Genomic DNA, 25,462 nt, shown 5'->3' on the forward strand with positions numbered 1-25,462 from the left:
TATATAAGATGAAATTTTAGGGGCTGGGGACTGGGGACTGGGGACTGGGAACTAGGAAATAAATATTTAGGAATACTTTCTCACCCAATACCCAATGCCCCATGCCCCATACCCAATGCCCTATCCCTCACCACATTGTAAAGACTTCATGAATGGGCGTCATGTTTCCGTATATTAATTGTTCCCTTTGATTCGCTAATCCTAACTCTTTAGTTTTCTGTTCTAAAAAGGTAACCGCAACCAACGAGTCACTACATTGTATAAACGATCGCGCCATGAAGGAGTACGCCAATTCTTACCTTGGTATCGTTCTATCAACTGGCGTCCCAAAGGAGTGAGGCGATAACTATCTGTAATTCCCTGACCATCGACTTCTCGGCGCAATACACCCACTTCAATCAGCCAGCCCAAGGCGTTGTCAGATGCTAATTCTGATAAAGGACGCTGAGTATAACCCTGCTTAAATCCATTTTCCAGGGCGATCACACTCAACGATACACTCTGGTGTCGCATGAGTTTAAATAAAGATGGATTAAAGGGCGAACATATTAGCGATCGCTCCGCCCTTTCGATTGTGCTAGGAGGATAGACAAAAGTTTTTGGGTTTTGGAAATCAACAGGAGGCATTGTGTACGGGTAGAAATTTTTCTTTGAATAAAAATTAATTTCAGAATATATTTTTTTGCACTGCTTACCTCATCTAAGCAGAGTTTAGTTACCTAAACTATAGTTATGTTATTTTTTAGTAAATATATTTAATCATTATAAATTAATGTAAAATTTCAAGTGCATCAAGAATCTGAAACAGGAAAGGTTAATTATGCCTCTAGCAGTTGGTACGGATGCACCTGCATTTACCGCCAAAGATACAAACGGCAACACAGTCTCTTTATCTGATTTTGTTGGGAAGACAGTTGTTTTGTATTTTTACCCCAAAGATGATACTCCAGGCTGTACCAAACAAGCCTGTAGTTTTCGGGACGCCCAAGCTAAGTATCAAGGTAAAGATGTGGTAGTGCTGGGAGTCAGTGCAGATGATGAAGTTTCTCATCAGGCATTCACCCAAAAATATAATTTGAATTTTCCTTTACTGGCTGACACCGACAAATCCCTCATCAAAGCTTTTGATGTGGATGGCGGTGGTTACGCTAAGCGCGTCACCTACGTAATTGGCCCTGACGGCAAAATCACCCATGTTGACGCTAGTGTAAATACCACCACCCATGCTGAGGATGTTTTGGCTGCACTTGGGCTGTAGTTTTTTGGTTGAGAACTAAGGATTTTTGAAAGGTTTAACCTCAACCCCAAAACCTTGGGGTTGGGGTTATTGATTTGAATTCAGTTACCTGATGGTAATTTAAACGATGGTAACTCTCTAGTCGTTTGCTGTGCTTGTTGGCACTGGAGTGTTTGCTGTTGATTTGCCTTTAAAGGATCTGCTGTTGCTGATTGGGTTGATGATGTCGGCGACGCCGATGCAACCGTTGGCGATCCTGGGGTTGTTAGTTGCCCTTGTTGACGACATTGGAGTAATTGTTGTTGTCTAGCTTTAAAAGCTTCTGCGGTTGAGTTGAGCTGTTCGTTCTGTTGTTGAGAATTCCAGTTGAGAGTTCCGAAATTTGCCCGGTGAATTAGATCGAACATGTTGAAATTATCTGAATTCGAGCGGGAAAACGGATCGGTATTTTGGTCTGTTGTACTACCACTAGGAAAAGCATCCGCTGGGCTGCTCAACTGAGCCAAACTAGGTTGAGCCATCAGTAAAGGAGCAAAGCTAACTCCGGCTGCGGTAGCCAAGAAGAGTCTAGTAATTTGTAAAAATGGTTTTTTCATGGATTTCGACTCGAAAATTGCTCTATTTTATCTTAAGCAAGAGTCCGTCGTAGTTGGGGCTGAATACTAACTAAGGCGACAACGGCAAAACCAAACAACACTAACAAAGCCCCCCCAAAGGTAACATCACCCCAAGGAGCCTGCATAACTACACTATCCAAAGCCCAACTACTGTGGAGATAGAGATAGCGAATAGGTTCGATGGCATAACTGAGGGGATTTAGAGTAGCGACAACCTGCAACCACCCAGGCATAAACGATAGAGGAGCCAAAGCAGTACTGGCAAATAATAATGGTAGGTTAGTGACGAAAATTACCGCAATTAGTTCAATATGACCTGGTAAGGCAAAAGCTAAGCCCAGGGAAATTGCTGTCACACCTAAAGCTAGGAGGAAAACAATTAAAGCGATCGCACCTAAACCAGCTGCATCAGGTAATCCCGCACCTAAAAACGCCGCTGCTCCTACAATCACAGCTGCTTGCAGTAAACTTTGGCTGATGATGAAGATTGCCGAAGCAAAGACAATAGAAAACCGTGATGCTAGAGGTGCTACTAGCAAACGATTCAAAAAGCCAAATTCGCGGTCAAACATGATAGGCAAACCAGCATTCAGCGCTCCAGCAAATGCTGTAAATACAATTACGCCAGCAGCCAAAAATTGACCGTAATTTGTCGTACTGCCAAATAAGCCTTTGGGCGCATTTTGGAATAAAGCGCCAAACAGTACCAACCACATCACTGGCTGAATAATTCCGGCGACTAATGTCGAGGGACGCCGTTGCAACTGAATAAACAAGCGACGAGTTAAAGCCAGCGTCTCTTGTACCAATTCACCGAAAAAGTTAGGAGCATGGTTAGCATCTGCTTGTGGTGATGCTAGTGTCTGCCAATTAAGATCGGATTTAGGAGTAACACTCATAAGAATTTTGGATTTTGGATTTTAGATTTTGGATTGGGCATTAGGAAGGGGGAAAGGGAAAGGGGTAAGGGGGAAAGGTTAAATTTATCCCTTTACCCTTTAACCTTTCCCCTTCCTCCCCATTCCCTACCTCATATTCTGCTTTTTCTCAGCTTTGGGATCGCGGGTGGCGATCGCTGCTAGTTCTGCATCCATCAGTGTGCGTCCTGTGGCTGCGAGGTAAACATCATCAAGACTGGGGCGAGATTGGGCGATGCCAAATATGGGCAAGCCAGCGGTATTTAGGGTTTGCTGTATTTTGATGAGAACGTCATTTTGGGGTGTCACGACCAAGTTGAGTGAATTACCTTGGGCGCTGTTGATGATGACTTCTTGGACGAAGGGCAAAGATTGGAGCAGGTTTTTAGCTTTTTGGGCTTCTTCAATGGGGGAAAACTCCTGAATTCGCAAGGTGATGCGATCGCCTCCTACTCGATCTTTCAATTGCGAAGGTGTCCCAGCAGCAATTACAACGCCGCGATCGATAATTGCCACGCGATCGGCTAGGGCGTCAATCTCTTCTAAATAATGGCTGGTAATTAGTACCGTCGTCCCAGAAGCGCGTAATTTTCTCAGAAAATCCCATACCACAAAACGGCTTTCTATGTCAAGTCCTACAGTTGGCTCGTCTAAGACTAAAACATCCGGTGCATGGAGTAACCCAGCAGCTAAATCAAGGCGTTTGCGTAAACCGCCAGAGTAGGTTCCGGTTTTTTTATTGGCGTATTCTTGTAAACCGAGTAAATCCAATACTGTCTCAATACGCTGTTTGGCTGCTGCACCGGGGATATGATAAAGTGCTGCTTGCAATTGCAGCAGTTCTCGTCCAGTCAACACTTTATCTATAGCGACTTCCTGAGCTACATAGCCTAATTTTTGTCTTGCGACTCTCGGATTATCTAATACCGAAATACCGGATACTTCGATTTTGCCAGCATCCGGTGTAGTGAGTGTACACAAGGCACGCAAGGTGGTAGTTTTTCCAGCACCGTTGGGGCCAAGTAAACCAAAGATTTCTCCTGACTCTACCTGAAACGAAACATCCTTAACGGCAACCACCGTGCCGTAGGATTTTTGCAAATTTTGAATTAAAACGGCGGGAGCCATGACAGCTTTTCCCCAACTATACAAATCTCAATAAATCTATTTTTATTGTAGAAGGTGGGGACAAAGAAATAGCGCATGAGCGAAAATATGTAAATAAGTTCGCTTCATGCGCTATGCTGCCAAAAATTTGGGATTATTTTAAGCAAGTTGTTTGATTGCGTTTGTGGCGAAATATACCAAATACTATAATTTTGCGACTATAAAAGGAGCTTTTGAACTCGTAAACTAACTTTTGCGACTTTAAAAGCAGCTTTTGTAACTTTAAAAGCAGCTTTTGTGACTTTAAAAGTAGCTTTTGTGACTTTAAAAGCAGCTTTTGTGACTTTAAAAGCAGCTTTTGTGACTTTAAAAGTAGCTTTTGTGACTTTAAAAGCAGCTTTTGTGACTAGTTTTGTATTAACTTACAGCAGATTGCAAATTGGTGAGGTACAGATCATCGTAGGGGCGCACAGCTGTGCGCCCCTACCCGTGTACTTCATTTACCTGAAAAATGCTGTAAGTAGATGTGGGAAAATTACGAAATTAGCACGCTATTTAACAACTTTCAACGTTTTGAGGCTAGTATCATTGCAACCACTGATCGATCCTCCCATCGCCTGGATTTGTTGCAAGTAGTCAAGAACGGGTTTGGTGATGAGTTCCCCTGGCATTAATGCGGGAATTCCTGGAGGATAGGGACAGACGATTTCGGCACAAATGCGATCGCAAGTCTTTGCTAAAGGTAATATTTCACTAGCAGCAAAAAAAGCTTCACGGACAGACAAACACAAATTAGTACCGAATGTTGTGGAAAAATCCTGCAAAATATAGTTTTTAACAGTAGCATTAGTTGGGCGATATTCTTTGGCGAGAATGGTAAAACCTTGGACTAATTGGTGAATATCAGCTGCGGTATTGCCTAAACTAATAATAAAAGTAAGGTGCTGCTGAGACGGAAATTCAGCAGTAACGGCAAATTTTTCATCCAAAATTTCATCTGCTGTAAATCCGGTTAAACCTAAATTAGAAACAGTTACTGTTAATCGCGTTTTATCTAAAGCCACAAAGCCAGGAGATCCCCCCAACCCCCCTTGATAAGGGGGGCTTAAGACAGATAAGCCAGGAAGTTGGCTGATTTTGGTTCTGGCTTCCTCAGCAAGTTGCAAAGTCTGAGACATCAGCATTTTTCCGTGGAGTGCCATTTGCTGACGTGCTGCATCTAGAGAAGCTAAAAGTATATAACTAGGACTGGTAGACTGTAGGAGCTGCAAAGCTTTACTAATGCGATCGCTATCTATCCTATTACCTTGGATGTGCAACATTGATGCCTGTGTCATGGCACCAAGGACTTTGTGGATGGATTGTACAGTTAAATCGGCATCTGCGGCTAAAGCGGGAGTGGGCAATTGGGGATGAAAGCTAAAGTGTGCGCCATGTGCCTCATCTACGAGTAAAGGAATATTATATTGATGAGCAATATTGGCGATTGCCTTCAAATCTCCACAAACACCGTAATATGTGGGGTAGACTGTCAACACTGCTTTGGCGTCAGGATGTTGTTGGAGTGCAGATTCTACAGCAGTGGGTGTGATGCTATGGGCAATATCTAAAACTGAATCGTATTCAGGATTGAGAAAAATTGGTATAGCACCAGAAAGAATTAAGCCGGCGATCGCAGAAGAATGCACATTTCGAGGCAGAATGATTTTATCGCCTGCACCACAAGTAGCGAGAATTGCCGCCTCAACCCCACAGGTAGAACCGTTAACAAGAAACCATGTTTGCGAAGCGCCGAATGCTTGGGCTGCTAATTGTTGTGCTTGTTGAATTACGCCTTGGGGTGCAAAAAGATTATCTAAATCTGCTAATTCCGTTAAGTCGGCGCGAAAGACAGCTTTGCCAAGTAAATCGGCTAAAGGTTGAGAGATGCCCTTGCCTTGTTTGTGTCCTGGCATGTAAAAAGGAGCGTGGGAGCGTGTTGCATTGGCTTTTAAAGCGTCTAATAGGGGTGTTTGGTTTTGATCGAGCATTTAAAAAAAACCAACTGTCAATAATAAGATTTCAAGTCTCTTAGGGCATATTCATAGACGATAAAATTACCAGATGTCTATTTACGAAGGACTACGCCTACACAATTTTACTTACAGCGCTTTTCAAGTAATTGAACTACACCACTCCCTACTCCCCACTCCCCATTCTCCGCCTCAATTGTGGTCTCAATACCACCAAAACTGCTGTAATTACAAAAACTCATCCTTGTATAAGCCCAAAATAACCCGATCTAGAACAACTTAAGCTGAGCTTATACATGGACATGTTTTTCTCGAAATTTGTGTTTTTGTATAAATAAAACTAAAGCTGTTCTAGAACGACTTATTTTTTATTTATAAAAAGTCCTCGAATGATAAGTCAAAAAGAATTTTTTCTCGAACAACTTATTGTTAATTTATAGATTAAGACATTTTTGTCGATCTGACACCTTCTGAAGTGACAAATCAACATGTTTTAGTCATTCGGGCATGTTTTGAGCAAGTAAAAAACATGTTTTAGTACAATTGGTCGTGCGCTTACGACCAACATTGTTGTGCTTTTACGACGATCTGTACCTCATCTGCTGTCAATCAAAGATTTTATCTAGGTTTTACAGCGTTTTTCATCTATTTAAAACACAATTTCTGGTAGAGTAGCACAGCTAGCTGTGCAACCCTACAACGTGGTCTATTTACGTGAAAATTGCTGTAAATTATGATTTTCATCAACAAACACATTCTGTTCATCAACAAAATCATTTGATTAAAGGAGCAATACTTTTCTACCAGAGGCTACGGGTAGCTTGCTACTCCATCGGAGTACGTTAAATGATGATACAAATACGTTGGTAGGGGCACGTCAATGTCGTGCCCTTACGCGAAATCTATAGAACCCATTTGACATCTTGCAGATTTTGAATTAAGATGCCTGGAACCATCTAATCGATACCCTTCATCTACTAACACCTGTAAGCCATCTTCTACTGCAAAGCCATCTTCATTATCTTCCTTTGACCAAGGATAATTCCCTGTTAGTTTGTGAATCCCTCGCCTTAAGCCTTCAATAATCCCCTCTGGAGTATGAAAATTCCCATTCGTTAAATCTAAGAAAACAACTAAAGGCTTTTGTTCTGGCGAACAAAATTCGCTGATTCTTTCTCTGATATATCGCAATAGAGAGGTTTTTCCATTACGCCGCAAGCCTACCAAATTGACACATTGAGGACTAATCGCGCCAATGCGGTTTTTAATCTCTAAAATCTCTCTTATCCGTCCGTAAAAACGTTGTGGAGGAACGGGAGAAGCATATTCAAATGGATTATCAGCTTTGGGCTTTAGCTGATGCAATTGTTTATTAAGTAACGCAATTTCAGGAAAATGTTGCACAATAACTTGAGCCGAAACTGCCCGCCCACCTAAATCGTTACCCTCATCACGGGAAAGATGCACAATTCCACAAACTTTTCCTGTTAGTAAATTTAATAAAGGCGAACCACTAAACCCTGAGATAACTTGCCCTTGCTTTAACTTATAGAGAATAATATCCTGTTTAAAACTTATTCCCTCATATTTAAAACTTGCTGAATCTCCCAGCGAATAATCAACTTCGCTATTCTTTGGATAACCGAAAATATATAAATCATCGTTGGTTTTCGGTTCTGTGTCATCCAATTCAACACAGGGATGATCCAAACAATCCTCATCCAGTTGTAAAAGGGCTAAATCAAGGGGATATTTGTATAATTGCGTAACTTTAGCTGTGTAATTCTGGTTTCCCGCTTTCCAAAATACTTGCACGGGGTTATCTTTCGCAGATTCGACTACATGGGCGCAGGTGAGAATCCAATTCGGTGCAACAAAAAAACCTGTTCCCTGACTACTGGCAACATTTAAACGCACTGTACAGCGTTGTAAATCGTCTTCGTTACCCATTAATTGCTCTCACCTAGCATCTTTGTAAAAAGATTACCACAAGTGTAAGACAATCAACTGTTATTTACCCCATTCCATAGTAATTTCCAGGTTAGCTGTGCCTGTTCCTTTGACAATTAAAGCGGTTAGTTGTCCTGACTCAACTCCAATTTGTAAACCTAGTTTGACACTAAATTTATCTGGTTTGACTGTCTCGCTAATATCTTTTAATGTACTTGCCACATCTTCAGCAATAGATTTAATAATTTCTGTTGCTTGTTTAAAAACTCTGGTTTCATCAGAAACAGGTTGTTCCCCTATAGGCGTAACCTCTACTTTAATTATTCTGCCGTCAGAAAGTTCAAAGGAAATAATTTTTGTTCTATCTGCCATAGTTGATTTTTTATATTAATTTTTTGTGCCAGGATCTTCCTAAATAATGGGAAGAAGGTAAGCTAATACATTTTTAATTTACACAATCAGGGCGGGCAAGATGCCCACCCCACAAGAGTTTTAATCTTAAGTAATATGCAAGTTGAATGTCTAACAGCTTATATGGTATTGTTACATTTTTAGGGCACGATTAATTTAATAAAAATTGGTATTGCACGCAGAGAGAAGTTTGATCGGCGGAAGCCGCCGCTCAAAACTTCGGTGGGCGCAAAGGACGCAGAGTAAAAAGAGAATCGTTACGCACAATGCTATGCTTGCGTTAAAATTCGTAAGTCCTGTGTAGCTGAATAGATGAGACCTTATCATCAAATTCCAATTTTTGAGTGTGGTGAACCGTTGGTGGAGATTCCTTTGGAATTGTTTGCGGTAGAATCTCCCCATCCTTATGAAAAATTAGGTGCGCCTTATGGCGATCGCTCTCCTTATTATCTCCGTCAAAGCGTCATTGAAAATTTGATTCAAGTGCAAAATTACCTTGAATTGTTGCGTCCGAAATGGCAAATTCAAATATTTGATGCCTATCGCCCGATCGCAGTCCAACAGTTTATGGTAGATTACAGCTTCGCCCAAGCAGTACAAGAAAGAGGACTGATTGAGGCGGAATTATCACCAAACCAACGCCAAGAGATTTGGCAAGCGGTTTATGAAATTTGGGCTGTACCGAGTTTAGATGAAAAAACTCCCCCTCCTCACAGCACGGGTGCTGCGGTGGATGTGACTCTGGTAGATGATACTAGAGAAATAGTGAATATGGGTTCGCCCATTGATGAAATGTCAGGGCGATCGCATCCCGATTATTATGCCAATAGTGACCATCCAGAAGCAGAGAAATATCATGCTTCCCGTCAGCTATTGCGGGATGTAATGTTAAAAGCCGGTTTTCAACGCAATCCTAAAGAGTGGTGGCATTTTTCTTTTGGCGATCAAATGTGGGCTTGGCTGAATAATCAATCTAATCCAGCCAATAGTGTTAACGCACGTTATGGGCGTCTTATTTAGAAAAGAATTCAGGAGCCAGAATTGACAACTCAGAACTCAGAATTCAGAATTCAGAATTAAATTCAAGTCCGCAAGTGTCTAATAAATGGTGAAACATCACACTAAATCTTTTCTGGCGAAGGCTGCGCCAACGATAAGCGTCGATCCTTCACTTTCTGACTCCTGAATTCTGAATTCTTCTTCAAGCATCTTGGGGATTTAATTCCCTTAACTCTTCTGTAGTGTAAGTTCCAATGGGAGTCCAAATTAGATAAGGAACGAGTAACAGCGTTGCTAGTGGAGAAATTGGCAAAACGCAGATACCAAGGACAACGGCACAAATCAAACCAAATAGTCCGAGAATTTCTCCAACTTTGAGACTACGAAACCTCAGCATTACAGGTATGTAGGCGACTGTGATAATTTCCACCAAAAGGTACAAAGCCATTAACAGCCAAGTAATTACACCTCCTGGATTTTTTTGCCAGACAATATTGGCTGAAGCTGCACCACAAATAAAAATCACAGTCCAAATGAGTGGAATCAGCGGCTCAAAAACTAGCCATCGAGGGCGACTTAAGTGTGCGAACCATTTCACATCGCGCGGCGTGATGAAGAAACTACCAAGGGCGACGAAGAAAGTTACAGCCCCAATTACTATCCAAGATGAAATCATACTGCACTCTTGCTTGTGTATTTTGTCAAGTCATACACTGCAAGTTTGACAATTTAGAGGATAGGTTAAATCATTCGCTGGTGCTAATCTTATACCAATCTGAAAAATGATTTTGGTCGATGGATTCACAAAACCCAGATACAGAAGCCGATTCCCAATCCAAAATGGTACTAGGCATCTTGGGGATTGAGATTAATCATCTGCCAAGTGGTATAAGTTCCGATGGGACTCCAGAGCAAATAAGGAACTAATAAGAGTGCTGCCCAACCAGAAATGCTTAAGACTGCAAGCATCAACAAAGCACCAATGAGAAAACCTGTGCCACCAAGAATTGTGCCTATTTTTAGGCTACGAAGCCTAAACATTACGGGTGTATAGGCAATGGTGACAATTTCTAATAGCAAATATAAACCCATGATTAACCAGGTTGAAGTGCTTCCTGGGTCTTTTTCCCAAACAATATAAGCCGACCAAGCACCGCAAATAAATATTACAGTCCAAATAATTGGAATTGCGCCTTCAAAAGTTAACCATCTGGGTCGTTGTAAGCGCTTGAACCATTGGCGATCGCCAGGCGTAATCGCGTTAGCCGCTAGGGCAACTATGAAAGCCACACCTCCAATCACCATCCAAGATTTAATCATGCCCCTTATCCTTTACAAGCGCTATCTATCGCTTAAATATCACTCTTTATAGTGTTATTTTGTCAATTTAACTGCTAAACACTCATCATCCTTGAGTTTGATAACTTCTTATCGTTTGGCAGGATTTTAAATTATGGGCATTGGAAGTGCTGACTGTAATTAGTGCTCAGTTCGATAAACCTCTCCCCAAACCCTCTCCGACACGGAGAGGGGCAGAAATATTCTTTCTTCATTGACAACGAGAAAATGATGGTTTCAAAGCCTCTCCCCCACAGGGAGAGAGGAATGGAAGCGGGGTTTTTTAGATTCGTCGAATTCACGTTAATTAGTACTCAGTTAGGAATTCTCCTCCTTGCCCCTTTGCCCTTCATCTGCCCATTTATTCCCCAAGATTACAAGGCGATTCTCTCTAAAGATGGGGGTATAAGGTAAACGGGGGAAATATTCTGAGCAATAGGGGGATAAGGAATGAATCAATTCAAAATTCAAAATTCAAAATTCAAAACAGCCAGACACTTTGGGTGGGGTTTCTACCTAGCTTGGGAAACAAGGATTTTTTCGCGCCACTTGCGGGCGAGGTTTTAAACCTAGCTTTTTTTCATAAAACTCAACGGTAATTGATATGCAAACTGAATCGGAAATGCGTTCGTCGAAGACGTTGGCGCAGCCATCGCTAGCACCAGAAACTAGAGGAATTGGTAATACTATTCGCCTTACAGGCTGGATTACTTTCTGGCTCCAATTGGCAATTGGAGTAGTTTCTGTCTTTGCTTTGTTGTTTGCCTTGACTGGTCGTGGCTTGGTTCAGCAACAGAATACTGGTCTTGGAATTGGCATATTTTGGGCTGTATGCGGAATTGTAGTCTTGTTATTCAGTCTTTATTGGGATTTTCGTTATACTCGCATAGGCAAAGCTCTAGAAAATCGTAATTCAGCTTTACATCCGAGTAAGCCAGATACAACTGGAATCCTCCGTCTGGGGATAATTATCAGTTTAGTGGGAATATTATTAACTTTGTTAGGTGCTGGCTCAACCGTATTAGTACTAGTGGCAAAATCTATATCCCAACCTCCAGGAGTTGCAATCACCGACCCCTACAGGATTATTCGACCCATGGATGTTTTTGTGGCTGTGGCAGACATCACTGGAATTGCTGCTCATTATGTGGGTACTGTCGCTTCGTTATGGTTGCTGGAGCGAGTTCATCAACACTAGCACTGCTTTGAGTACTTCATAATTCCTAATTTTGAACTCCATTAATGAGGCTTTGAACTCCATTAACGAGTATTTGAACACCATTAATGAAGCTTTGAACACCATTAATGAGGCTTTGAATACCATTAACGAGTATTTGAACTCCATTAATGAAGCTTTGAACACCATTAACGAGTATTTGAACTCCATTAATGAAGCTTTGAACACCATTAACGAGTATTTGAACTTCATTAATGAGGCTTTGAACTCGATTAATGAGTATTTAATAATCGTTAACGAGGATCGCAATCTTAAAAGAGAGAGGGAGAGGCGAAACGATAGTATTAAAACTTTTACAGGTTACTGCCAAGGACGGAAGAATATTAGTATAAAATCTTTCGGAGACTAGCAAAGCGCTGCGTCCCTAATATCTGTTGTTAATAAGACGATTGGTTGACAAAAGTCGCTCTCAAGTGAAAAAGCCTGATTTCCAAACCTGTAGAAACCCAATTAATCGCGTCTCGACTCACCACTCCCAATACCGTTCAGTTAAGGAATTTCTTTGTTGAGGCAGGCAGGGGGAGAGAAGAATTACTCAACAATAACCGTCTTTGCTGCTCTACCTCCCCTGCTTATCCGAACCCTATTGTCACCACTCCCTGCTTATTGCGCTGCGCTTCTCTGTGAGACGCTTCTCTATGAGAGGCTTTGCCAACGCGAACGCACACCACGGCGAACACTACAAACCTTTAATTATTTACACCGTTCTACTTAAGTTAAAAAATTAAATCTGATTAAATTGTCACCATAGCATTCCTTTAGATGTCTTAAAGTTGCGACTTTAAGACAAATTCATTTATTACCTATGATAGTTACTAATACTTACCTCAATCAGCGAAAGTAGTGGGAGCGATGGGTGAGGTAAATATACTTAGTAATTGAGGTTCAAAGCATGGACTCAACAGGTAAGGTTCAAATTGTGGACTCATCCTGGTATCTTCCACTACCGTTGAAAGAGTATGCAATGAGCCGAGTGACTGTCTACTTTTATAGCGACGGATGGGTTCCAATTAAATATTGTTCTTTGCAAAAAGCAATTTTGTTGTCCGACAAAGCAAAACTAGAAGGTAAAGAAATTTTAGTATTTCCTCCTGATTTAGACCCTAATAACTTCTCAAACTCTTTTAATTAAAATGCATCTAGGTCAATCATTATTGAAAATAATTTGCAATCAATGAATGGACTATACAGGCGTACACAGGTACGCCTTTAATTATAAATGCTATTAAAAATTGATGCTAAGTTGAAAGCCAAAAGTTTTGTTTTTGTTTAGCAATTGGTGATGTTTTTTAAATGGCTTTCCGCCATTCTTCGCGGCTATTGGCGCAGAAAGTAGGGAATTCGTTCTTCAGTTTAGATAGACCAATATTGTCACTTTTGATTTGATTTGTTTCTGTATTTTGCTGCATTTGCTTTGCGTTAAAATTGATACATTATTAGTTGCTAGATATAAGATTTGTTCCAAACATGACTCAAATACCTGAACTAGAATCGCTGACTGAAGAAAGTCTTAGCCGTGGTTTAATGGTGCTTGCCAATCTTGACAGTGATTTGGCTCAGATTTTAGAAACACTGGGGCCTCCACCAATTTGGTCAAGAGAGCCGGGTTTTGCAACACTTGTGTGCATAATTCTGGAACAACAAGTTTCCTTAGCAGCTGCAAAGGCTGTATTCACACGTTTATCTGGGGTTGTTGTAACGCTGACGCCAGAAAATTTTCTCACATTGGATGATGCTCAATTAAGAGGGATTGGATTCAGTCGCCAAAAAATTTTATACTGTCGTGGGTTGGCGGATGCGATCGCCAGTGGTCAGCTTGACCTAAGTAAGCTCTCAAAAATGGACGAAACTGCTATCAGAACTCAATTAAAGCGTCTCAAAGGCATCGGAGATTGGACAGTTGATATTTATTTACTCATGGCACTGCAACGTCCTGATGTCTTTCCCAAAGGCGATTTAGGATTAGCGATCGCTTTACAAAAGCTGAAAAACTTGGGGACACGTCCAACACCGGCACAACTCGAAGCAATGACCCAGCACTGGCGACCTTGGCGAGCGATCGCTGCAAGACTTCTGTGGCACTACTACCTAAATAATGCCAATAGTAATAGCCTGATGCGCCTCTAAATTGTACATTTTTTTTCTGAAGTATAGTCCTTTGTCTTTTGTCAATTGTTATTTGTTAGTTAACAATGACAAATGACCAATGACTAATGACAATTGACAGTTTGTTTTATCAATATAATCAAATGGTAGAAAATCAATTAAACTTAACACAAGAAAAATCTAATAAACCTTCAAATATTCTGCCAATTATAATAGTTATAAGCGCATTATTAGCTTTATCTACAACAGCAATATTTATTAAAATTGCTGTTAGCCAGATGAGCGCTGTTGCTACATTATTTAATCGCTTATGGATAGCAACTATTATTTTTGGATTATGGAGTGGAATTAACCAAGCACGTACTCAAATTAAAGATGATAAACCGATTTTACTAAAGCAGCGTTATCCAATTAAAGAGATAGCGTTCTTAATAGCAGTGGGTTTAGTTCATGTATTAGGTCGATTATCTTGGACTTGGTCCCTAACTCAAACTGGTGCTGCTAATGCTAATGCCTTAGGTAGTCTGAATCCGCTATTTACTACATTAGGAGGATGGTTATTTTTTGGCCAAATTTTTGGGCGCAAATTTATTATCGGTTTGATTTTGGCTGTAGTGGGCGCGATCGCTGTTGGATTTGAAGATTTATTACGCTCTAATAATAATATTACAGGTGATGTTGTTGCCGTCATCTCATCGGTTTTTTATGCAGCAAACTTTTTACTTATCGAGCAGATTCGTAATAAATTTTCAATTCTCACCATACTCGTGTGGCGTTGTGCGATCGCAACTTCATTGATGATACCAGTGGTGCTAATCTTTGAAAAACAAGTTTTCCCAGTTACTTTATCGGGGTGGTTGGTAGTATTTGCGCTAGGTGCTATTTCTGAAGCCTTGGGTCATGGGCTAATTGTATACAGCCTGAAAACTTTTTCTTCGGGATTCATCTCATTACTATTGTTACTCAATCCAGTGATTGTTGCGATTCTTGCTTGGATACTTTTTTCGGAAAATTTGAGTATTTTTAACTTGCTAGGGCTGGCTTTAATTTTAGGAGGTATTTATCTAGCGACTTCTAACAAAGAATCGATTCAATCTAGCGTTAACAATACCATGCAAGATTCCACGCGCTCGTCTACTACTAATTAATTCATAATCCCTGCCATGTGATTTTTAACGATCTTGAGACTTCTTACCAAATTTCGCTGATGCATCAATCAAATGTACTAGGGGTACAGGGTTATACCCCCTAATATCTATATCTTTAGACATAGATATACCACAGCAGTTTTTGTTTGTAGGAATTATAAATTTACAAATTTTGAGACAGTAAATTTCTGGAAACTAAATTATCTCATTTGTAGAAAATATTAGTTGATGCTACAAAGCTGAAAAGGAATTTATGATTAGTCGAACTTTGGACTTGATTTTTATCGATAGCTTCGCCTTTATGATTAACAAAACACTAGGTTTAATACTTAGTACTAAAATTTGCAACTACTCATGGGAAGGAAAAGGCGAAGAGTTGTCGCAAAAAGAACAGGTAGATACTGAGCATCTACCCCAAGTTTTGATATCACAAGACGTTGAACACGGACATCAAAACTGAATCGATAGATGAATAACCAGATAAATCACCAAACTTTAGATTTTAAATTTTGGATTTTGGATTAAAACTTCAAAATCCAAAATTTCAAAAGGTGTGAGAGCAAGCTAATTTATACTCGCTCTGCAAGAAGCAAGCTACGTCTAAAATTGTTAGTTAACACATAGAGTATATTTCAAGTTGGTGAAGTACGCAAAGATTCATCCCAAAGCCAACTATAAACGCTGTTTGACTTCTGAATTCTGCCGTAGTTTTTAGTCATTTCTAAAACTGTTTTGTCATAAAAATCATTTGCTGCTTTCATCGAATTTTAGGTAGTCATTACTAATCTCCAAAGCACAAGATTTAGTAATCAAACTAAACCTGAACGCAATGCAACTACCGCTGCTTGTACGCGGTCGTCCACTGCTAATTTATTCATAATCCCTCGGACGTGAGTTTTGACGGTGTTCGGACTGAGATAGAGTTTTTGTGCAATCTCTGGGTTGCTCAATCCGTCTACCATAAGTTTCAATACTTCTAATTCACGCCCAGATAAGTTAGCGGTGTTGTTGGTGCGTGAGGGTGGTTTGAGATTGTCAATTACTCGTCGGGCAATTTGCGGATCTAGATAAGCTGCACCATCAACTGCGGCAGCGATCGCATTTAACAATCGTTCCACACTTGCACCTTTAATACAATATGCATCAGCGCCACTAGACAGCGCAGCAATAATTTCTGTCTCCGTTTGATGGGATGTCAGCATCACCACATGAGTTGCAGGTAAGGCCGCCTTAATTTGTTGTGTCGCTGCAATGCCATCTAATCGCGGCAATCCAATATCCATAACCACTACATCTGGTTTGAGTTGCAGTGCAGCTTGCACGCCCAAATAGCCATCTTCGGCTTGTCCAACAATTTCTAAATCGGGATGAGCCATTAACGATTGCTCTAACCCCAGTTGCATCATTGGATCGTCTTCGACAATTAATACTTTTAACATAAGTTTCTCATTTGTCCGTTGTCATTTGTCATTTGTCATTTGTCCTTTGTCCTTTGCAAATAACTAATGACCAATGACTAATGACTAATGACAATTTTTTATTCTTCCACCCGATAGCCTAACTCGGCTAAACTCACCCGTGATTGTCGCCATTTTGGCTCGACTTTTACGAATAGTTCTAGGTAGACTTTGCCAGCGATTAATTTTTGGATTTGTTCGCGGGCTGCGCTACCAATTGCTTTAAGCATTGAGCCACCTTTACCAATGAGTATGCCTTTTTGAGAATCACGTTCGACGTTGATCGTAGCAAGTACACGGGTAATAGCAGGAGTTTCTTCTACTTGGTCAATAGCGATCGCTACTGAATGGGGTACTTCTTCACGAGTCAAAAGTATAATTTGTTCTCGGATCAATTCGCCCATAATAAAGCGTTCTGGCTGGTCGGTTACCAAGTCGGGCGGATAATATAATGGCCCAGTTTCTAAATGTTCAATTAATAATTGTTGCAGTTGTGGTAATCCTGCACTCGTCTTGGCAGAAAATTTCACAATTTCCCATTCATGGGACTTGGCCATCTCGGCGTAACTATCATCTAAAAACTGCGAATCGGCGGGTTGTTGGTCGATTTTGTTCAAACCCATAATTACTGGTGTTTTGCTGCGACTGAGCAAATCAGCGATGTAGCGATCGCCTGCTCCACAAGCCACTGCTCCATCTACCACAAACAACACTACATCTACCGATTCAATGGCTATTTTGGCATTTTGTACTAGTACTTGCCCTAGTTGATGGTGCGGCTTATGAATTCCTGGCGTATCTACAAATATTAACTGCGCCTCTGGTGTAGTTAAAATCCCTCGCAAACGGTTACGTGTGGTTTGCGCTACTGGTGATGTGATAGCGATTTTTTGTCCTACCAATTCATTCATCAAAGTAGATTTACCGACATTAGGGCGACCAATAATGCCGATAAAACCTGATTTAAAGCCAGGAGGAGCCTCAGGGATTGTTACTTCTCCTGAAAACGAGAAGGTGTAATTATCAATACTAGTCACCTTTTGCTCCACCTTCATATTTTAGAGTAGGAATAACTTGGTTTTTTCTCGAGCTGAAAACAGACATAGAATCAGCCTAGCATTTTGTGGGATTGCTTTTTTGAAGTTTAATCTACTACTAGCTCCACACTTGTATTTTACAGCTGGGGTCACTTAGTTGTCAGAAGTCAGAATCCAGAATTGCTGAATTTTTTATCAGACTTGGAAACCCCAACTTTATAAATTTGAAGAAAGTCAAGTATCCATATTAGCCTTGATTTTCGACCTATTCTGATGCTTTAGTTCTAAAGTCTCCAGCTTTACTCCTGAATTCTCACTCCTAGCTCCTGAGTTATGAATTATTAAACATAGTTTTGTTTTTAAACACAAAAGCAACATAAAATTACCTTCGCATTTACAGTGAGAGCTTTGTTTAGGTTTAATCTATTACTTACTCACGCTTAAGTTTAATCGGCTAATAGATATATCTGGATCAAAATGTCAACAAAAGATATGGGAGAACCCAAACGCATTGGAATTCTTACAAGTGGAGGAGATTGTTCTGGCTTAAATGCTGTGATTAGAGCTGTAGTAAATTGTGCAGTGAATACTTACGGCTGGGAGGTTCTGGGAATTCGGCAAGCCACTCTCGGATTAATGGCGCGTCCGCCACAATTCACAAACTTGGAAATAGATCAAGTTGATTCGCTGTTAACTGCCGGTGGCACAATGTTGGGAACAACTAATAAAGGCGATCCTTTTGCTTTTCCAATGGCGGATGGAAGTGTATGCGATCGCTCCGAAGAAATCATTGCAGGTTACCATGAACTAGGTTTAGACGCTTTGATTGGTATTGGCGGCGATGGTAGCTTGGCAATTCTCCGCCGCCTCGCACAACAAGGCGGTATTAACTTAGTAGGAATTCCCAAAACCATTGATAATGATATTGGCATTACTGAACATGCCATTGGTTTTGATACGGCGGTGAATATTGCCACAGAAGCATTAGATCGGTTACATTTTACCGCTGCAAGTCATAGCCGAGTCATGATTTTGGAAGTGATGGGGCGTGATGCAGGACATATAGCCATAGCTGCGGGAATTGCAGGCGGAGCAAATGTAATTTTAATTCCAGAAATTCCCTACACAGTTGAACACATTTGCCACAAAATCAAAGAACGCCAAGAGAAAGGTAAAAATTATTGTTTGATTATCGTTTCCGAAGCTGTTCGCACCCAAGATGGCGAAAACGTCACGATTACAAATCGCTTAGGTCAATCTCGATATGGTGGAATTGGTGAATATTTAGCCGATGAAATTATTCAGCACATTGGTGTAGAAACGCGAGTCACCGTTTTAGGACACATTCAACGTGGTGGGACTGCTTCGCCACTGGATAGATTAGTTGCAACAGCCTTTGGCGTAGCAGCAGTTAATCTGATTGCAGAGGGTAAATACGATCGCATGGTAACGTGGCAAAATCGCCAAGTATTAAGCGTACCAATTACAGAAGCGATCGCACAATATAGTGCCGTCGATCCCAATGGTACTTTAGTTAAAACCGCCCGTGGTATGGGTATTTATTTGGGAGATTAGATAGTCGGGCATGGGGCATTGGGCATGGGGCATGGGGCATTAGGAAATAAGTTTGAGCGTTGAGGTTTTGAACTCGAACTTTGAGGTTTTGAGCTTGAGCGTTGAGGTTTTGAGCTTGAGCGTTGAGGTTTTGAACTCGAACTTTGAGGTTTTGAGCTTGAGCGTTGAGGTTTTGAACTCGAACTTTGAGGTTTTGAACTCGAACTTTGAGGTTTTGAGCTTGAACGTTGAGGTTTTGAACTCGAACGTTGAGGTTTTGAGCTTGAACGTTGAGGTTTTGAACTCAAACGTTGAGGTTTTGAACTTGAACGTTGAGGTTTTGAACTGAAACGTTGAGGTTTTGAGCTTGAACGTTGAGGTTTTGAACTCGAACGTTGAACCTTTGAACTCCAACTTTAAGCCTCCTAGCTTCAACTTTCAGTTTTAAATCTCCCTTAGGGACTTCCATGCCCCAATACAGTTGAGTTAAGCTTTTTTCTCTCCCCCTGCCTCAAGAGCTTCCCCTGCTCAAGAACAGCCTGCCTTAACAAATAAATTCGTTAACCCAAGCGTATTGCCCCATGCTCTATGCCCCAATAGATTTAACTGCTAAAACCAGGGATTAAATGCTTCAAGGCACGAGTAGCAACATCGCCATAGCGGAGTTCGCCGCACATAATTTTACCCATGACTTGGGGAGCAGAGGGGTGCTTAATACCAACTTTGTAGCCAATGTTGGAAAATCGATAGAATGCTCTGGCTAATTTTTGCGCCCAAGCCATTTCAGTACCCCACTCTTCGTTAATGGCCTCGCTATATCTTTCTAAAGCGTTGATGTCACCAGCAAGTGCTTCATTAATGCTTGCGGCTGCGAGTAAACCGCTAAAAATTGAAGGACGAATGCCTTCTGCTGTCATCGGGTCGACTAAACAAGCAGCTTCCCCAGCTAAAATCGCATTTTGGGTGTGCAGCTTTTGATTCCCATCCCAAATACAAAGGGGATGACCATATTGCTTGGTGGTTTTGAGGTCTACATTTAATGATTTGGCGTACTCATCCAAAATCTTTTTAAAATCTTGGGGTTGACGACCAATGAAGGTTCCCACACCTATAGAATAACCATCAGCTTTGGGGAAGTTCCAAAGATAGCCGTTTTTGATTAAGCCAAACTCAAAATGAATTGTGGGTTTGTTTTCTGCAATACCAGGAACTTCTGCCTCCAAAGCTCCTGTGAGGAGACGTTTACGTTCTTTGAAACCTAGCCATTTTGCCATCGAGCCTTTGGCACCATCAGCCGCGATTAAATAGCGACCTGTAAATGCGCCGTTAGCTGTGTTAACTTGCCAATAATCGCTTTCAAATTCGATACTAGTTACTTCAGTATTATCTTGGAGTTTAGCTCCTTGTTTTTCGGCTTGCTGGACTAAGAAATAATCAAAAACATCACGCCGCACCATCCAAACTGGTTCTTTTGTAGCGATTTGCGCTTCCACCGGGTCGCCTAGTTTCCAGGTAAAACGAAGCAAGTCTGCTTTTAAAGAAATTGCTGGGGTAAAATCAAAATCAAACCATTGAGCGATCGCTGGAGATACACCACCACCACAAGGTTTATATCTTGGCAGGGATTCTTTTTCTAAAACTAATACTGAGCGCCCCTGCTTGGCTAAATGATATGCAGCTGTCCCACCAGCTGGCCCAGCACCGACAATGATGCAATCGTACATAATGGCTGAAATTTTGCTTCTCAATTAGTTTAAGCTAACGCGCCTACAAATAAGCTAATAATCATTTAAATTGCATCAGAGCGTTTCCCCTTCTTTGCGTCCCCGCGTCTTTCTAAGGCTAAGGATTATGCAACTTAAAGGCAGATTAGCTTACCTTCGCTATTGAGCATTGGGCATTGATGTATGTTGGATGAGTCACCAAACCCAACATGCTTGCGATCGCACCAGATAATAAAGAAAATTGACATAATTTAGCTATTCTACCGCAGGCGGATCGAAAATTTTCATAGCACGAATAATATCAAATAAATCTATGAAAATAGGATTAAAACAATTACTACAGGAAAAACGGGCAGAAATCCTCAACATTGCTGCTAAACATGGAGCTTATAACCTCCGCGTTTTTGGTAGTGTAGCTAGAGGAGAAGAAACAGAAACCAGTGATATTGATTTTTTAGTTGATTATGATTTAGAGAAAATTTCTCCTTGGTTTCCTGGTGGGTTGATTTTAGATTTAGAGAATCTGTTACATCGTAAAGTCGATGTTGTTACAACTAAATCACTACATTATTTAATTCGAGACAAAGTTTTTCATGAGGCTATCTCGTTATGAAAGATAGTCGAGTTTATTTGATTCACATTCGAGATTGTATCACCAGAATTAAGCAATATACAGGTGAAGGTAAAGAAGTCTTTTTTCAAGATATAAAAACCCAAGATGCAGTATTAAGAAATCTTCAGGTAATGTGTGAATCTGTGCAGAAGTTACCAAATAATTGGAAAAATTCATATCCGGAAATAGAATGGAGTAATATAGCTGGTTTTCGGAATAGATTAACTCATGAATATCTCAATGTAGATCTTGATATTGTTTGGAGTGTGATTGAAAGGTATTTGCCAGATTTAGAAATAACAATTGACGCAATAGCACAAGAGTATTGGGATATGTAAATAGTAATAAATGTAGGTTGGGTTGAGGAACGAAACCCAACATTAGCCTTGAGTATTGCGATTAAAATGTTGGGTTGCGCTGCGTTTAACCCAACCTACTAGCTGTAAGACAAAGGCTGAAGAATTTATCCCATTCTTCAGCCTTTATGCTTTAGACCTCAGACTTTAAACAGTTGTGATGTCTTTTTCTTTTTCTGCCAACGATGCATCTATTTTGGCAATATACTCATTCGTCAGTTTTTGCAAGCTGTCTTGTTGGTCTTTTGATTCATCTTTGGAGATTTCAGAGGCTTTCTCTTGTTTGCGAATCGAGTCTAGGGCATCGCGACGGATGTTACGAATGGCAACACGACCTTCTTCAGCATACTTAGCGGCCATTTTGACAAATTCTTTACGGCGATCGCTGGTCAAAGGCGGAATATTCAGCCGAATAACAGTACCATCGTTACTGGGAGTTAAACCTACATCCGAAAGAGAAATTGCTTTCTCAATGATGTTTAAAGTGTTGCGCTCGTAAGGTTGAATCAGAATTGTCGAGGCATCTGGCGTGCTAATGTTTGCCACTGATTTTAGGGGTGTAGGCGAACCGTAGTAGTCCACCAAGACTTTATCTAGTAAACTCGCATTGGCGCGGCCAGTGCGAATTGTGTTAAAAGCTCGTTGAGTTGACTCAACGGTTTTTTGCATCGTACTCTCAGCTTCAGCTAATTTCACAAGAACCTCCCACAAGGGTGCCGATGGTTTCTCCCATGACTGCTCGGTGGATGTTACCTCGCACCGTTAGGTCAAATACCAAAATTGGGATATTATTTTCTTTACACAAGGCAATCGCAGTACTATCCATTACCCGCAAATCATGAGCCAAAACGTGAGCGTAGGTGAGGGTGTTGTAACGCTTGGCGTTAGGATGAATATGAGGATCGGCATCGTATATTCCGTCTACCTTGGTGGCTTTAAAAATCACTTCGGCATCAATTTCTGCGGCTCTTAATGCCGCAGTGGTGTCTGTGGTAAAAAAGGGATTTCCAGAACCAGCACCAAAAATTACCACCCGTCCTTTTTCAAGATGACGGATGGCACGACGACGAATATACGGTTCCGCTAATTCTTGCATAGCGATCGCAGTTTGCACACGCGTTTGCACTCCTATTCGCTCCAGCGAATCTTGCAGCGTCATGGCGTTCATTACCGTGGCAATCATTCCTATGTAGTCAGCGGTTGCCCTATCCATCCCCGCCGATGCTGCTTTAACGCCACGAAAAATATTGCCGCCGCCAACAACGATGGCGATTTGAGTCCCAGTGGCTACCACCTCTTCTACTTCCTGGGCTATTTCTTTCACCACTTCTGGATCAATACCATAGCCCATGTTACCCATTAAAGCTTCACCGCTCAGTTTGAGTAAAACCCGTCGGTAATTCGTTCCCATGAAGTTACGCTTTATCAAAAAAGTTGCAATTGCCTCCAATTTAAGATAGCAGTTACAGGGACTATCTATGTCTAGTTACGCCAAATCAATGTAGTACCTATTGGCTCTGTTTGTGGTATATCTATTTCTTGACCTGCAAACAAACAGGCGATGGCAGTTTTCAAATAATGCTCTCCCACAGATGATGGATCTTGGGGGCGATCGTCAATTTGACCTTTGTAGCGTACTATGCCTGTACTATCTATCAAAAATGCCATTGGTGTTTTTGTAGCGCCAAAACTGCGGGTCACATCTTGGGTTGGGTCCCACAAATAAGGGAAGTTCAACTCGTGACCCTGGGCAAAAACTTTCATATTTTCAAAGGTTGACCCTGAGTCGCTACCATTCATGCCAATTAGTGTAAAGCTTTGTCGAGCAAATTCGGCTTGAATGTTTTTGAGTCTGTCTAAATACAAATTTACATAAGGACAGTGGTTACATATAAAAACGACGCCGACTGCACCGAACTTCTCAAGATAACGGCTAAGATGGTGTACTTGACCATCAATTCCTGGAAGTTCAAAATCTGGTGCGTAGCTGCCGATCGGAGTATCAATTGTTTCTAGTATATTCATCTTATCTGGCTCGCAGGACTAGGAACAAGAAAAATATTGTTAAATTCAGCGTCAGTTTCCAGTTGCAAACCACCCCTTAGCCGATGCCTCATGTCCAACAATTTTATAAATCAAGTTGGCGATCGTAAATTGTGAAACTACTGAATCTAGCACTGATGTTAATTCCATCACATGTATTATCGTATCCTGGCTGTATATGTTACTTAGCAACGAATAAGTAATGTTACTAGATATAAAGCAAGTATTAGAAGTAGCATGGTTATGGAAGCTCAAGGATAGCATCACAGTATAAATGTGTGCCAACATGGCGAGAATTTGAGTCAGATGACAGAAACTCTGGTTCCTAATACTGACATAATCTAATTTGTGAGTAAATTAGCTCTATCAACAATATGAACACTACCTTGCTAAATAAAACTATTAGCATAACGCTAGTATTAAATGCCTAGAAGCTCTCGTGTTGTATGTCTAAGTTATCACCTGAGCAAATAATTTAGTTTGAAAATCTGATAAATTTTACGCAAAATCACAATAATTTTGCTTGAGTTGACTGCTGAAAATCTTATACCCTTATCTTCAAAAAATTTCCTATGACAACCTCAAGTTCAAAAACAGCGCTTACATCTACAAAAACCTGGATTTGGCAAGGTTTTCCTATCTGCTATCAAACCCAAGGAACCACTGGGCCAGCTGTTGTTCTGGTGCATGGATTTGGGGCTTCTTGGTGGCACTGGCGAAAAAATATTCCTGTATTAGCAGAGAATTGCCGTGTTTATGCGATTGATTTGATTGGTTTTGGCGCTTCAGCTAAACCCGAACCTGGTGAAAAAATTGCCTATACGCTAGAAACTTGGGGACAACAAGTAGCAGATTTTTGCCGTGAAGTAGTTGGTGAGCCAGCTTTTTTAGTTGGAAATTCCATTGGCTGTATTGTAGCCATGCAAGCAGCGGTGAGTCAGCCAGATATTGCTTTGGGAGTTGCTTTGCTTAACTGTTCTCTGCGGTTGTTGCACGATCGCAAACGAGAAACTTTACCTTGGATTCGTCGTGCAGGAGCGCCTTTACTGCAACGGGTATTATCTATTAAACCAGTTGGCGAGTTCTTTTTCAATCAAGTCGCCAAACCAAAAACAGTCCGGAAAATTCTACTCAAAGCCTATGCCAATGCAGAAGTAGTGACAGATGAATTGGTGGATATTCTAACTTCCCCCGCCAGCGATCCTGGTGCTGTGGCTGTGTTTCTTGCATTTACTTCTTATTCCACAGGGCCTTTACCAGAAGACCTTTTACCGTTGTTACCTTGTCCGGCAATTATTTTATGGGGAGCAGCCGATCCGTGGGAACCTATTAAATTAGGTAGAGAATTAGCTAACTTTCCCCAAGTACAAAAGTTTATTCCTTTAGAAGGAGTGGGGCATTGTCCACAAGATGAAGCGCCAGAGTTAGTTAATCCGATTTTGATTGATTGGATATGGGAGCGATCGCAGTTAATAGACTCGGCAAAATTAGAGTCATAATTTGTACCCAGCCACTCCCAAAATATTCAGAATCATAAATTTGGTGTAAGTAAGTCGGCGCGAAAAAACTAAACTATGTAAAGATAAGTAAATACTGAGA

General features: G+C 41.0%; 29 protein-coding genes. 12 read left to right on the forward strand and 17 right to left on the reverse strand.

The window, feature by feature from the left end:
* Positions 1–222 precede the first annotated feature (222 nt).
* Positions 223–627, reverse strand: a complete 405-nt coding sequence (locus tag ACM0OY_RS09245; RefSeq protein ID WP_414568568.1) for an Npun_F0494 family protein — start codon at positions 625–627, stop codon at positions 223–225.
* 193 nt (positions 628–820) lie between these two features.
* On the opposite strand from ACM0OY_RS09245, the gene ACM0OY_RS09250 reads away from it, so the two are divergent.
* Complete coding sequence (locus ACM0OY_RS09250) at positions 821–1,258, forward strand: peroxiredoxin (RefSeq protein ID WP_414568569.1); 438 nt, start codon at positions 821–823, stop codon at positions 1,256–1,258.
* Positions 1,259–1,338: 80 nt separating this feature from the next.
* On the opposite strand, the gene ACM0OY_RS09255 is transcribed toward ACM0OY_RS09250, so the two are convergent.
* From ACM0OY_RS09255 to ACM0OY_RS09280, 6 genes are all read right to left on the reverse strand, one after another.
* Positions 1,339–1,833: a hypothetical protein gene (locus tag ACM0OY_RS09255; protein ID WP_414568570.1), complete on the reverse strand. Its 495-nt coding sequence runs from the start codon at positions 1,831–1,833 to the stop codon at positions 1,339–1,341.
* A gap of 32 nt (positions 1,834–1,865) precedes the next feature.
* Positions 1,866–2,753 (reverse strand): ABC transporter permease, encoded by an 888-nt coding sequence (locus tag ACM0OY_RS09260; protein WP_414568571.1) that lies wholly within the window; start codon positions 2,751–2,753, stop codon positions 1,866–1,868.
* A gap of 126 nt (positions 2,754–2,879) precedes the next feature.
* Entirely contained in the window at positions 2,880–3,899 is a 1,020-nt protein-coding gene (locus tag ACM0OY_RS09265) for an ATP-binding cassette domain-containing protein (RefSeq protein ID WP_414568572.1), read from the reverse strand.
* A gap of 530 nt (positions 3,900–4,429) precedes the next feature.
* Positions 4,430–5,908, reverse strand: coding sequence for an aminotransferase class I/II-fold pyridoxal phosphate-dependent enzyme (locus ACM0OY_RS09270; protein WP_414568573.1), 1,479 nt, complete (start codon positions 5,906–5,908; stop codon positions 4,430–4,432).
* Positions 5,909–6,781: 873 nt separating this feature from the next.
* Positions 6,782–7,840 carry a trypsin-like peptidase domain-containing protein gene (locus ACM0OY_RS09275; protein WP_414568574.1) on the reverse strand — a complete coding sequence of 353 codons (1,059 nt, stop codon included), beginning with the start codon at positions 7,838–7,840 and terminating at the stop codon, positions 6,782–6,784.
* A 60-nt stretch (positions 7,841–7,900) separates the two neighbouring features.
* Complete coding sequence (locus tag ACM0OY_RS09280) at positions 7,901–8,212, reverse strand: CU044_2847 family protein (protein WP_414568575.1); 312 nt, start codon at positions 8,210–8,212, stop codon at positions 7,901–7,903.
* Positions 8,213–8,563: 351 nt separating this feature from the next.
* Here ACM0OY_RS09280 and ACM0OY_RS09285 point away from each other — a divergent pair, with 351 nt between their 5' ends.
* Positions 8,564–9,271 carry a M15 family metallopeptidase gene (locus ACM0OY_RS09285; RefSeq protein WP_414568576.1) on the forward strand — a complete coding sequence of 236 codons (708 nt, stop codon included), beginning with the start codon at positions 8,564–8,566 and terminating at the stop codon, positions 9,269–9,271.
* 181 nt (positions 9,272–9,452) lie between these two features.
* On the opposite strand, the gene ACM0OY_RS09290 is transcribed toward ACM0OY_RS09285, so the two are convergent.
* Together ACM0OY_RS09290 and ACM0OY_RS09295 are read right to left on the reverse strand one after the other, a co-directional pair.
* A complete protein-coding gene (locus tag ACM0OY_RS09290) occupies positions 9,453–9,926 on the reverse strand; it encodes a TspO/MBR family protein (protein ID WP_414568577.1) in 474 nt (157 codons plus the stop codon).
* Positions 9,927–10,096: 170 nt separating this feature from the next.
* A complete protein-coding gene (locus ACM0OY_RS09295) occupies positions 10,097–10,570 on the reverse strand; it encodes a TspO/MBR family protein (protein ID WP_414568578.1) in 474 nt (157 codons plus the stop codon).
* 622 nt (positions 10,571–11,192) lie between these two features.
* Here ACM0OY_RS09295 and ACM0OY_RS09300 point away from each other — a divergent pair.
* From ACM0OY_RS09300 to ACM0OY_RS09325, 6 genes are all read left to right on the forward strand, one after another.
* Positions 11,193–11,786, forward strand: coding sequence for a DUF3611 family protein (locus ACM0OY_RS09300; protein ID WP_414568579.1), 594 nt, complete (start codon positions 11,193–11,195; stop codon positions 11,784–11,786).
* 52 nt (positions 11,787–11,838) lie between these two features.
* On the forward strand, positions 11,839–12,174 hold the full coding sequence (locus tag ACM0OY_RS09305) for a hypothetical protein (RefSeq protein ID WP_414568580.1): 336 nt from the start codon (positions 11,839–11,841) through the stop codon (positions 12,172–12,174).
* 543 nt (positions 12,175–12,717) lie between these two features.
* A complete protein-coding gene (locus ACM0OY_RS09310; RefSeq protein ID WP_414568581.1) occupies positions 12,718–12,957 on the forward strand; it encodes a hypothetical protein in 240 nt (79 codons plus the stop codon).
* A gap of 335 nt (positions 12,958–13,292) precedes the next feature.
* Positions 13,293–13,952 carry a DNA-3-methyladenine glycosylase family protein gene (locus ACM0OY_RS09315; RefSeq protein WP_414568582.1) on the forward strand — a complete coding sequence of 220 codons (660 nt, stop codon included), beginning with the start codon at positions 13,293–13,295 and terminating at the stop codon, positions 13,950–13,952.
* Between the two features lie 86 nt (positions 13,953–14,038).
* Positions 14,039–15,079 carry a DMT family transporter gene (locus ACM0OY_RS09320; protein WP_414568583.1) on the forward strand — a complete coding sequence of 347 codons (1,041 nt, stop codon included), beginning with the start codon at positions 14,039–14,041 and terminating at the stop codon, positions 15,077–15,079.
* Between the two features lie 253 nt (positions 15,080–15,332).
* Positions 15,333–15,539 (forward strand): hypothetical protein, encoded by a 207-nt coding sequence (locus tag ACM0OY_RS09325; RefSeq protein WP_414568584.1) that lies wholly within the window; start codon positions 15,333–15,335, stop codon positions 15,537–15,539.
* 172 nt (positions 15,540–15,711) lie between these two features.
* Here the strand turns inward: ACM0OY_RS09325 and ACM0OY_RS09330 are convergent, their stop codons facing one another.
* The 3 genes from ACM0OY_RS09330 to era form a co-directional block, all read right to left on the reverse strand.
* Complete coding sequence (locus ACM0OY_RS09330) at positions 15,712–15,840, reverse strand: hypothetical protein (RefSeq protein WP_414568585.1); 129 nt, start codon at positions 15,838–15,840, stop codon at positions 15,712–15,714.
* A gap of 48 nt (positions 15,841–15,888) precedes the next feature.
* Positions 15,889–16,518, reverse strand: a complete 630-nt coding sequence (locus ACM0OY_RS09335) for a response regulator (RefSeq protein WP_414568586.1) — start codon at positions 16,516–16,518, stop codon at positions 15,889–15,891.
* 98 nt (positions 16,519–16,616) lie between these two features.
* Positions 16,617–17,591, reverse strand: coding sequence for a GTPase Era (gene era / locus ACM0OY_RS09340; RefSeq protein WP_414568587.1), 975 nt, complete (start codon positions 17,589–17,591; stop codon positions 16,617–16,619).
* Positions 17,592–18,065: 474 nt separating this feature from the next.
* On the opposite strand from era, the gene ACM0OY_RS09345 reads away from it, so the two are divergent.
* A complete protein-coding gene (locus tag ACM0OY_RS09345) occupies positions 18,066–19,148 on the forward strand; it encodes an ATP-dependent 6-phosphofructokinase (RefSeq protein ID WP_414568601.1) in 1,083 nt (360 codons plus the stop codon).
* Between the two features lie 283 nt (positions 19,149–19,431).
* Here ACM0OY_RS09345 and ACM0OY_RS09350 read toward each other — a convergent pair whose 3' ends face one another.
* The gene (locus ACM0OY_RS09350; protein ID WP_414568588.1) at positions 19,432–19,596 is read right to left on the reverse strand and encodes a hypothetical protein; all 165 of its coding nucleotides are present in this window, start codon (positions 19,594–19,596) and stop codon (positions 19,432–19,434) included.
* Positions 19,597–19,729: 133 nt separating this feature from the next.
* Entirely contained in the window at positions 19,730–20,851 is a 1,122-nt protein-coding gene (locus ACM0OY_RS09355; RefSeq protein WP_414568589.1) for a geranylgeranyl reductase family protein, read from the reverse strand.
* A gap of 313 nt (positions 20,852–21,164) precedes the next feature.
* Between ACM0OY_RS09355 and ACM0OY_RS09360 the strand changes: the two genes are divergently transcribed.
* The gene (locus ACM0OY_RS09360; RefSeq protein WP_414568590.1) at positions 21,165–21,464 is read left to right on the forward strand and encodes a nucleotidyltransferase family protein; all 300 of its coding nucleotides are present in this window, start codon (positions 21,165–21,167) and stop codon (positions 21,462–21,464) included.
* Complete coding sequence (locus tag ACM0OY_RS09365; protein WP_414568591.1) at positions 21,461–21,802, forward strand: DUF86 domain-containing protein; 342 nt, start codon at positions 21,461–21,463, stop codon at positions 21,800–21,802. Before ACM0OY_RS09360 ends, ACM0OY_RS09365 begins: the two co-directional genes overlap by 4 nt.
* Positions 21,803–21,967: 165 nt before the next feature.
* Here ACM0OY_RS09365 and frr read toward each other — a convergent pair whose 3' ends face one another.
* From frr to ACM0OY_RS09380, 3 genes are all read right to left on the reverse strand, one after another.
* Entirely contained in the window at positions 21,968–22,516 is a 549-nt protein-coding gene (frr, locus tag ACM0OY_RS09370) for a ribosome recycling factor (RefSeq protein WP_414568592.1), read from the reverse strand.
* Positions 22,503–23,231: a UMP kinase gene (pyrH, locus tag ACM0OY_RS09375; RefSeq protein WP_414568593.1), complete on the reverse strand. Its 729-nt coding sequence runs from the start codon at positions 23,229–23,231 to the stop codon at positions 22,503–22,505. The genes frr and pyrH overlap by 14 nt, the downstream gene beginning before the upstream one ends.
* 71 nt (positions 23,232–23,302) lie before the next feature.
* A complete protein-coding gene (locus tag ACM0OY_RS09380) occupies positions 23,303–23,845 on the reverse strand; it encodes a thioredoxin family protein (RefSeq protein WP_414568594.1) in 543 nt (180 codons plus the stop codon).
* A gap of 590 nt (positions 23,846–24,435) precedes the next feature.
* Here ACM0OY_RS09380 and ACM0OY_RS09385 point away from each other — a divergent pair.
* A complete protein-coding gene (locus ACM0OY_RS09385) occupies positions 24,436–25,362 on the forward strand; it encodes an alpha/beta fold hydrolase (RefSeq protein WP_414568595.1) in 927 nt (308 codons plus the stop codon).
* Positions 25,363–25,462: the final 100 nt, after the last annotated feature.

This window comes from Nostoc sp. CCY 9925, from assembly GCF_963920935.1.
Taxonomy (GTDB): Bacteria; Cyanobacteriota; Cyanobacteriia; order Cyanobacteriales; family Nostocaceae; genus Nostoc.

What these genes read in the sequence shown, in the direction of transcription:
- ACM0OY_RS09275 (WP_414568574.1), bottom strand. Translation starts at nt 7,840, where the DNA reads ATGGGTAACGAAGACGATTTACAACGCTGTACAGTGCGTTTAAATGTT.
- ACM0OY_RS09330 (WP_414568585.1), bottom strand. Translation starts at nt 15,840, where the DNA reads ATGAAAGCAGCAAATGATTTTTATGACAAAACAGTTTTAGAAATGACT.
- ACM0OY_RS09345 (WP_414568601.1), top strand. Translation starts at nt 18,066, where the DNA reads ATGGGAGAACCCAAACGCATTGGAATTCTTACAAGTGGAGGAGATTGT.
- ACM0OY_RS09265 (WP_414568572.1), bottom strand. Translation starts at nt 3,899, where the DNA reads ATGGCTCCCGCCGTTTTAATTCAAAATTTGCAAAAATCCTACGGCACG.
- ACM0OY_RS09290 (WP_414568577.1), bottom strand. Translation starts at nt 9,926, where the DNA reads ATGATTTCATCTTGGATAGTAATTGGGGCTGTAACTTTCTTCGTCGCC.
- ACM0OY_RS09250 (WP_414568569.1), top strand. Translation starts at nt 821, where the DNA reads ATGCCTCTAGCAGTTGGTACGGATGCACCTGCATTTACCGCCAAAGAT.
- ACM0OY_RS09320 (WP_414568583.1), top strand. Translation starts at nt 14,039, where the DNA reads ATGACAATTGACAGTTTGTTTTATCAATATAATCAAATGGTAGAAAAT.
- ACM0OY_RS09270 (WP_414568573.1), bottom strand. Translation starts at nt 5,908, where the DNA reads ATGCTCGATCAAAACCAAACACCCCTATTAGACGCTTTAAAAGCCAAT.
- ACM0OY_RS09280 (WP_414568575.1), bottom strand. Translation starts at nt 8,212, where the DNA reads ATGGCAGATAGAACAAAAATTATTTCCTTTGAACTTTCTGACGGCAGA.
- ACM0OY_RS09300 (WP_414568579.1), top strand. Translation starts at nt 11,193, where the DNA reads ATGCAAACTGAATCGGAAATGCGTTCGTCGAAGACGTTGGCGCAGCCA.
- ACM0OY_RS09325 (WP_414568584.1), top strand. Translation starts at nt 15,333, where the DNA reads ATGATTAGTCGAACTTTGGACTTGATTTTTATCGATAGCTTCGCCTTT.
- ACM0OY_RS09315 (WP_414568582.1), top strand. Translation starts at nt 13,293, where the DNA reads ATGACTCAAATACCTGAACTAGAATCGCTGACTGAAGAAAGTCTTAGC.
- ACM0OY_RS09360 (WP_414568590.1), top strand. Translation starts at nt 21,165, where the DNA reads ATGAAAATAGGATTAAAACAATTACTACAGGAAAAACGGGCAGAAATC.
- pyrH (WP_414568593.1), bottom strand. Translation starts at nt 23,231, where the DNA reads ATGGGAACGAATTACCGACGGGTTTTACTCAAACTGAGCGGTGAAGCT.
- ACM0OY_RS09310 (WP_414568581.1), top strand. Translation starts at nt 12,718, where the DNA reads ATGGACTCAACAGGTAAGGTTCAAATTGTGGACTCATCCTGGTATCTT.
- ACM0OY_RS09355 (WP_414568589.1), bottom strand. Translation starts at nt 20,851, where the DNA reads ATGTACGATTGCATCATTGTCGGTGCTGGGCCAGCTGGTGGGACAGCT.
- ACM0OY_RS09365 (WP_414568591.1), top strand. Translation starts at nt 21,461, where the DNA reads ATGAAAGATAGTCGAGTTTATTTGATTCACATTCGAGATTGTATCACC.
- ACM0OY_RS09350 (WP_414568588.1), bottom strand. Translation starts at nt 19,596, where the DNA reads ATGGAAGTCCCTAAGGGAGATTTAAAACTGAAAGTTGAAGCTAGGAGG.
- ACM0OY_RS09295 (WP_414568578.1), bottom strand. Translation starts at nt 10,570, where the DNA reads ATGATTAAATCTTGGATGGTGATTGGAGGTGTGGCTTTCATAGTTGCC.
- ACM0OY_RS09260 (WP_414568571.1), bottom strand. Translation starts at nt 2,753, where the DNA reads ATGAGTGTTACTCCTAAATCCGATCTTAATTGGCAGACACTAGCATCA.
- era (WP_414568587.1), bottom strand. Translation starts at nt 17,591, where the DNA reads ATGAAGGTGGAGCAAAAGGTGACTAGTATTGATAATTACACCTTCTCG.
- ACM0OY_RS09285 (WP_414568576.1), top strand. Translation starts at nt 8,564, where the DNA reads ATGAGACCTTATCATCAAATTCCAATTTTTGAGTGTGGTGAACCGTTG.
- ACM0OY_RS09380 (WP_414568594.1), bottom strand. Translation starts at nt 23,845, where the DNA reads ATGAATATACTAGAAACAATTGATACTCCGATCGGCAGCTACGCACCA.
- ACM0OY_RS09385 (WP_414568595.1), top strand. Translation starts at nt 24,436, where the DNA reads ATGACAACCTCAAGTTCAAAAACAGCGCTTACATCTACAAAAACCTGG.
- ACM0OY_RS09245 (WP_414568568.1), bottom strand. Translation starts at nt 627, where the DNA reads ATGCCTCCTGTTGATTTCCAAAACCCAAAAACTTTTGTCTATCCTCCT.
- ACM0OY_RS09335 (WP_414568586.1), bottom strand. Translation starts at nt 16,518, where the DNA reads ATGTTAAAAGTATTAATTGTCGAAGACGATCCAATGATGCAACTGGGG.
- ACM0OY_RS09255 (WP_414568570.1), bottom strand. Translation starts at nt 1,833, where the DNA reads ATGAAAAAACCATTTTTACAAATTACTAGACTCTTCTTGGCTACCGCA.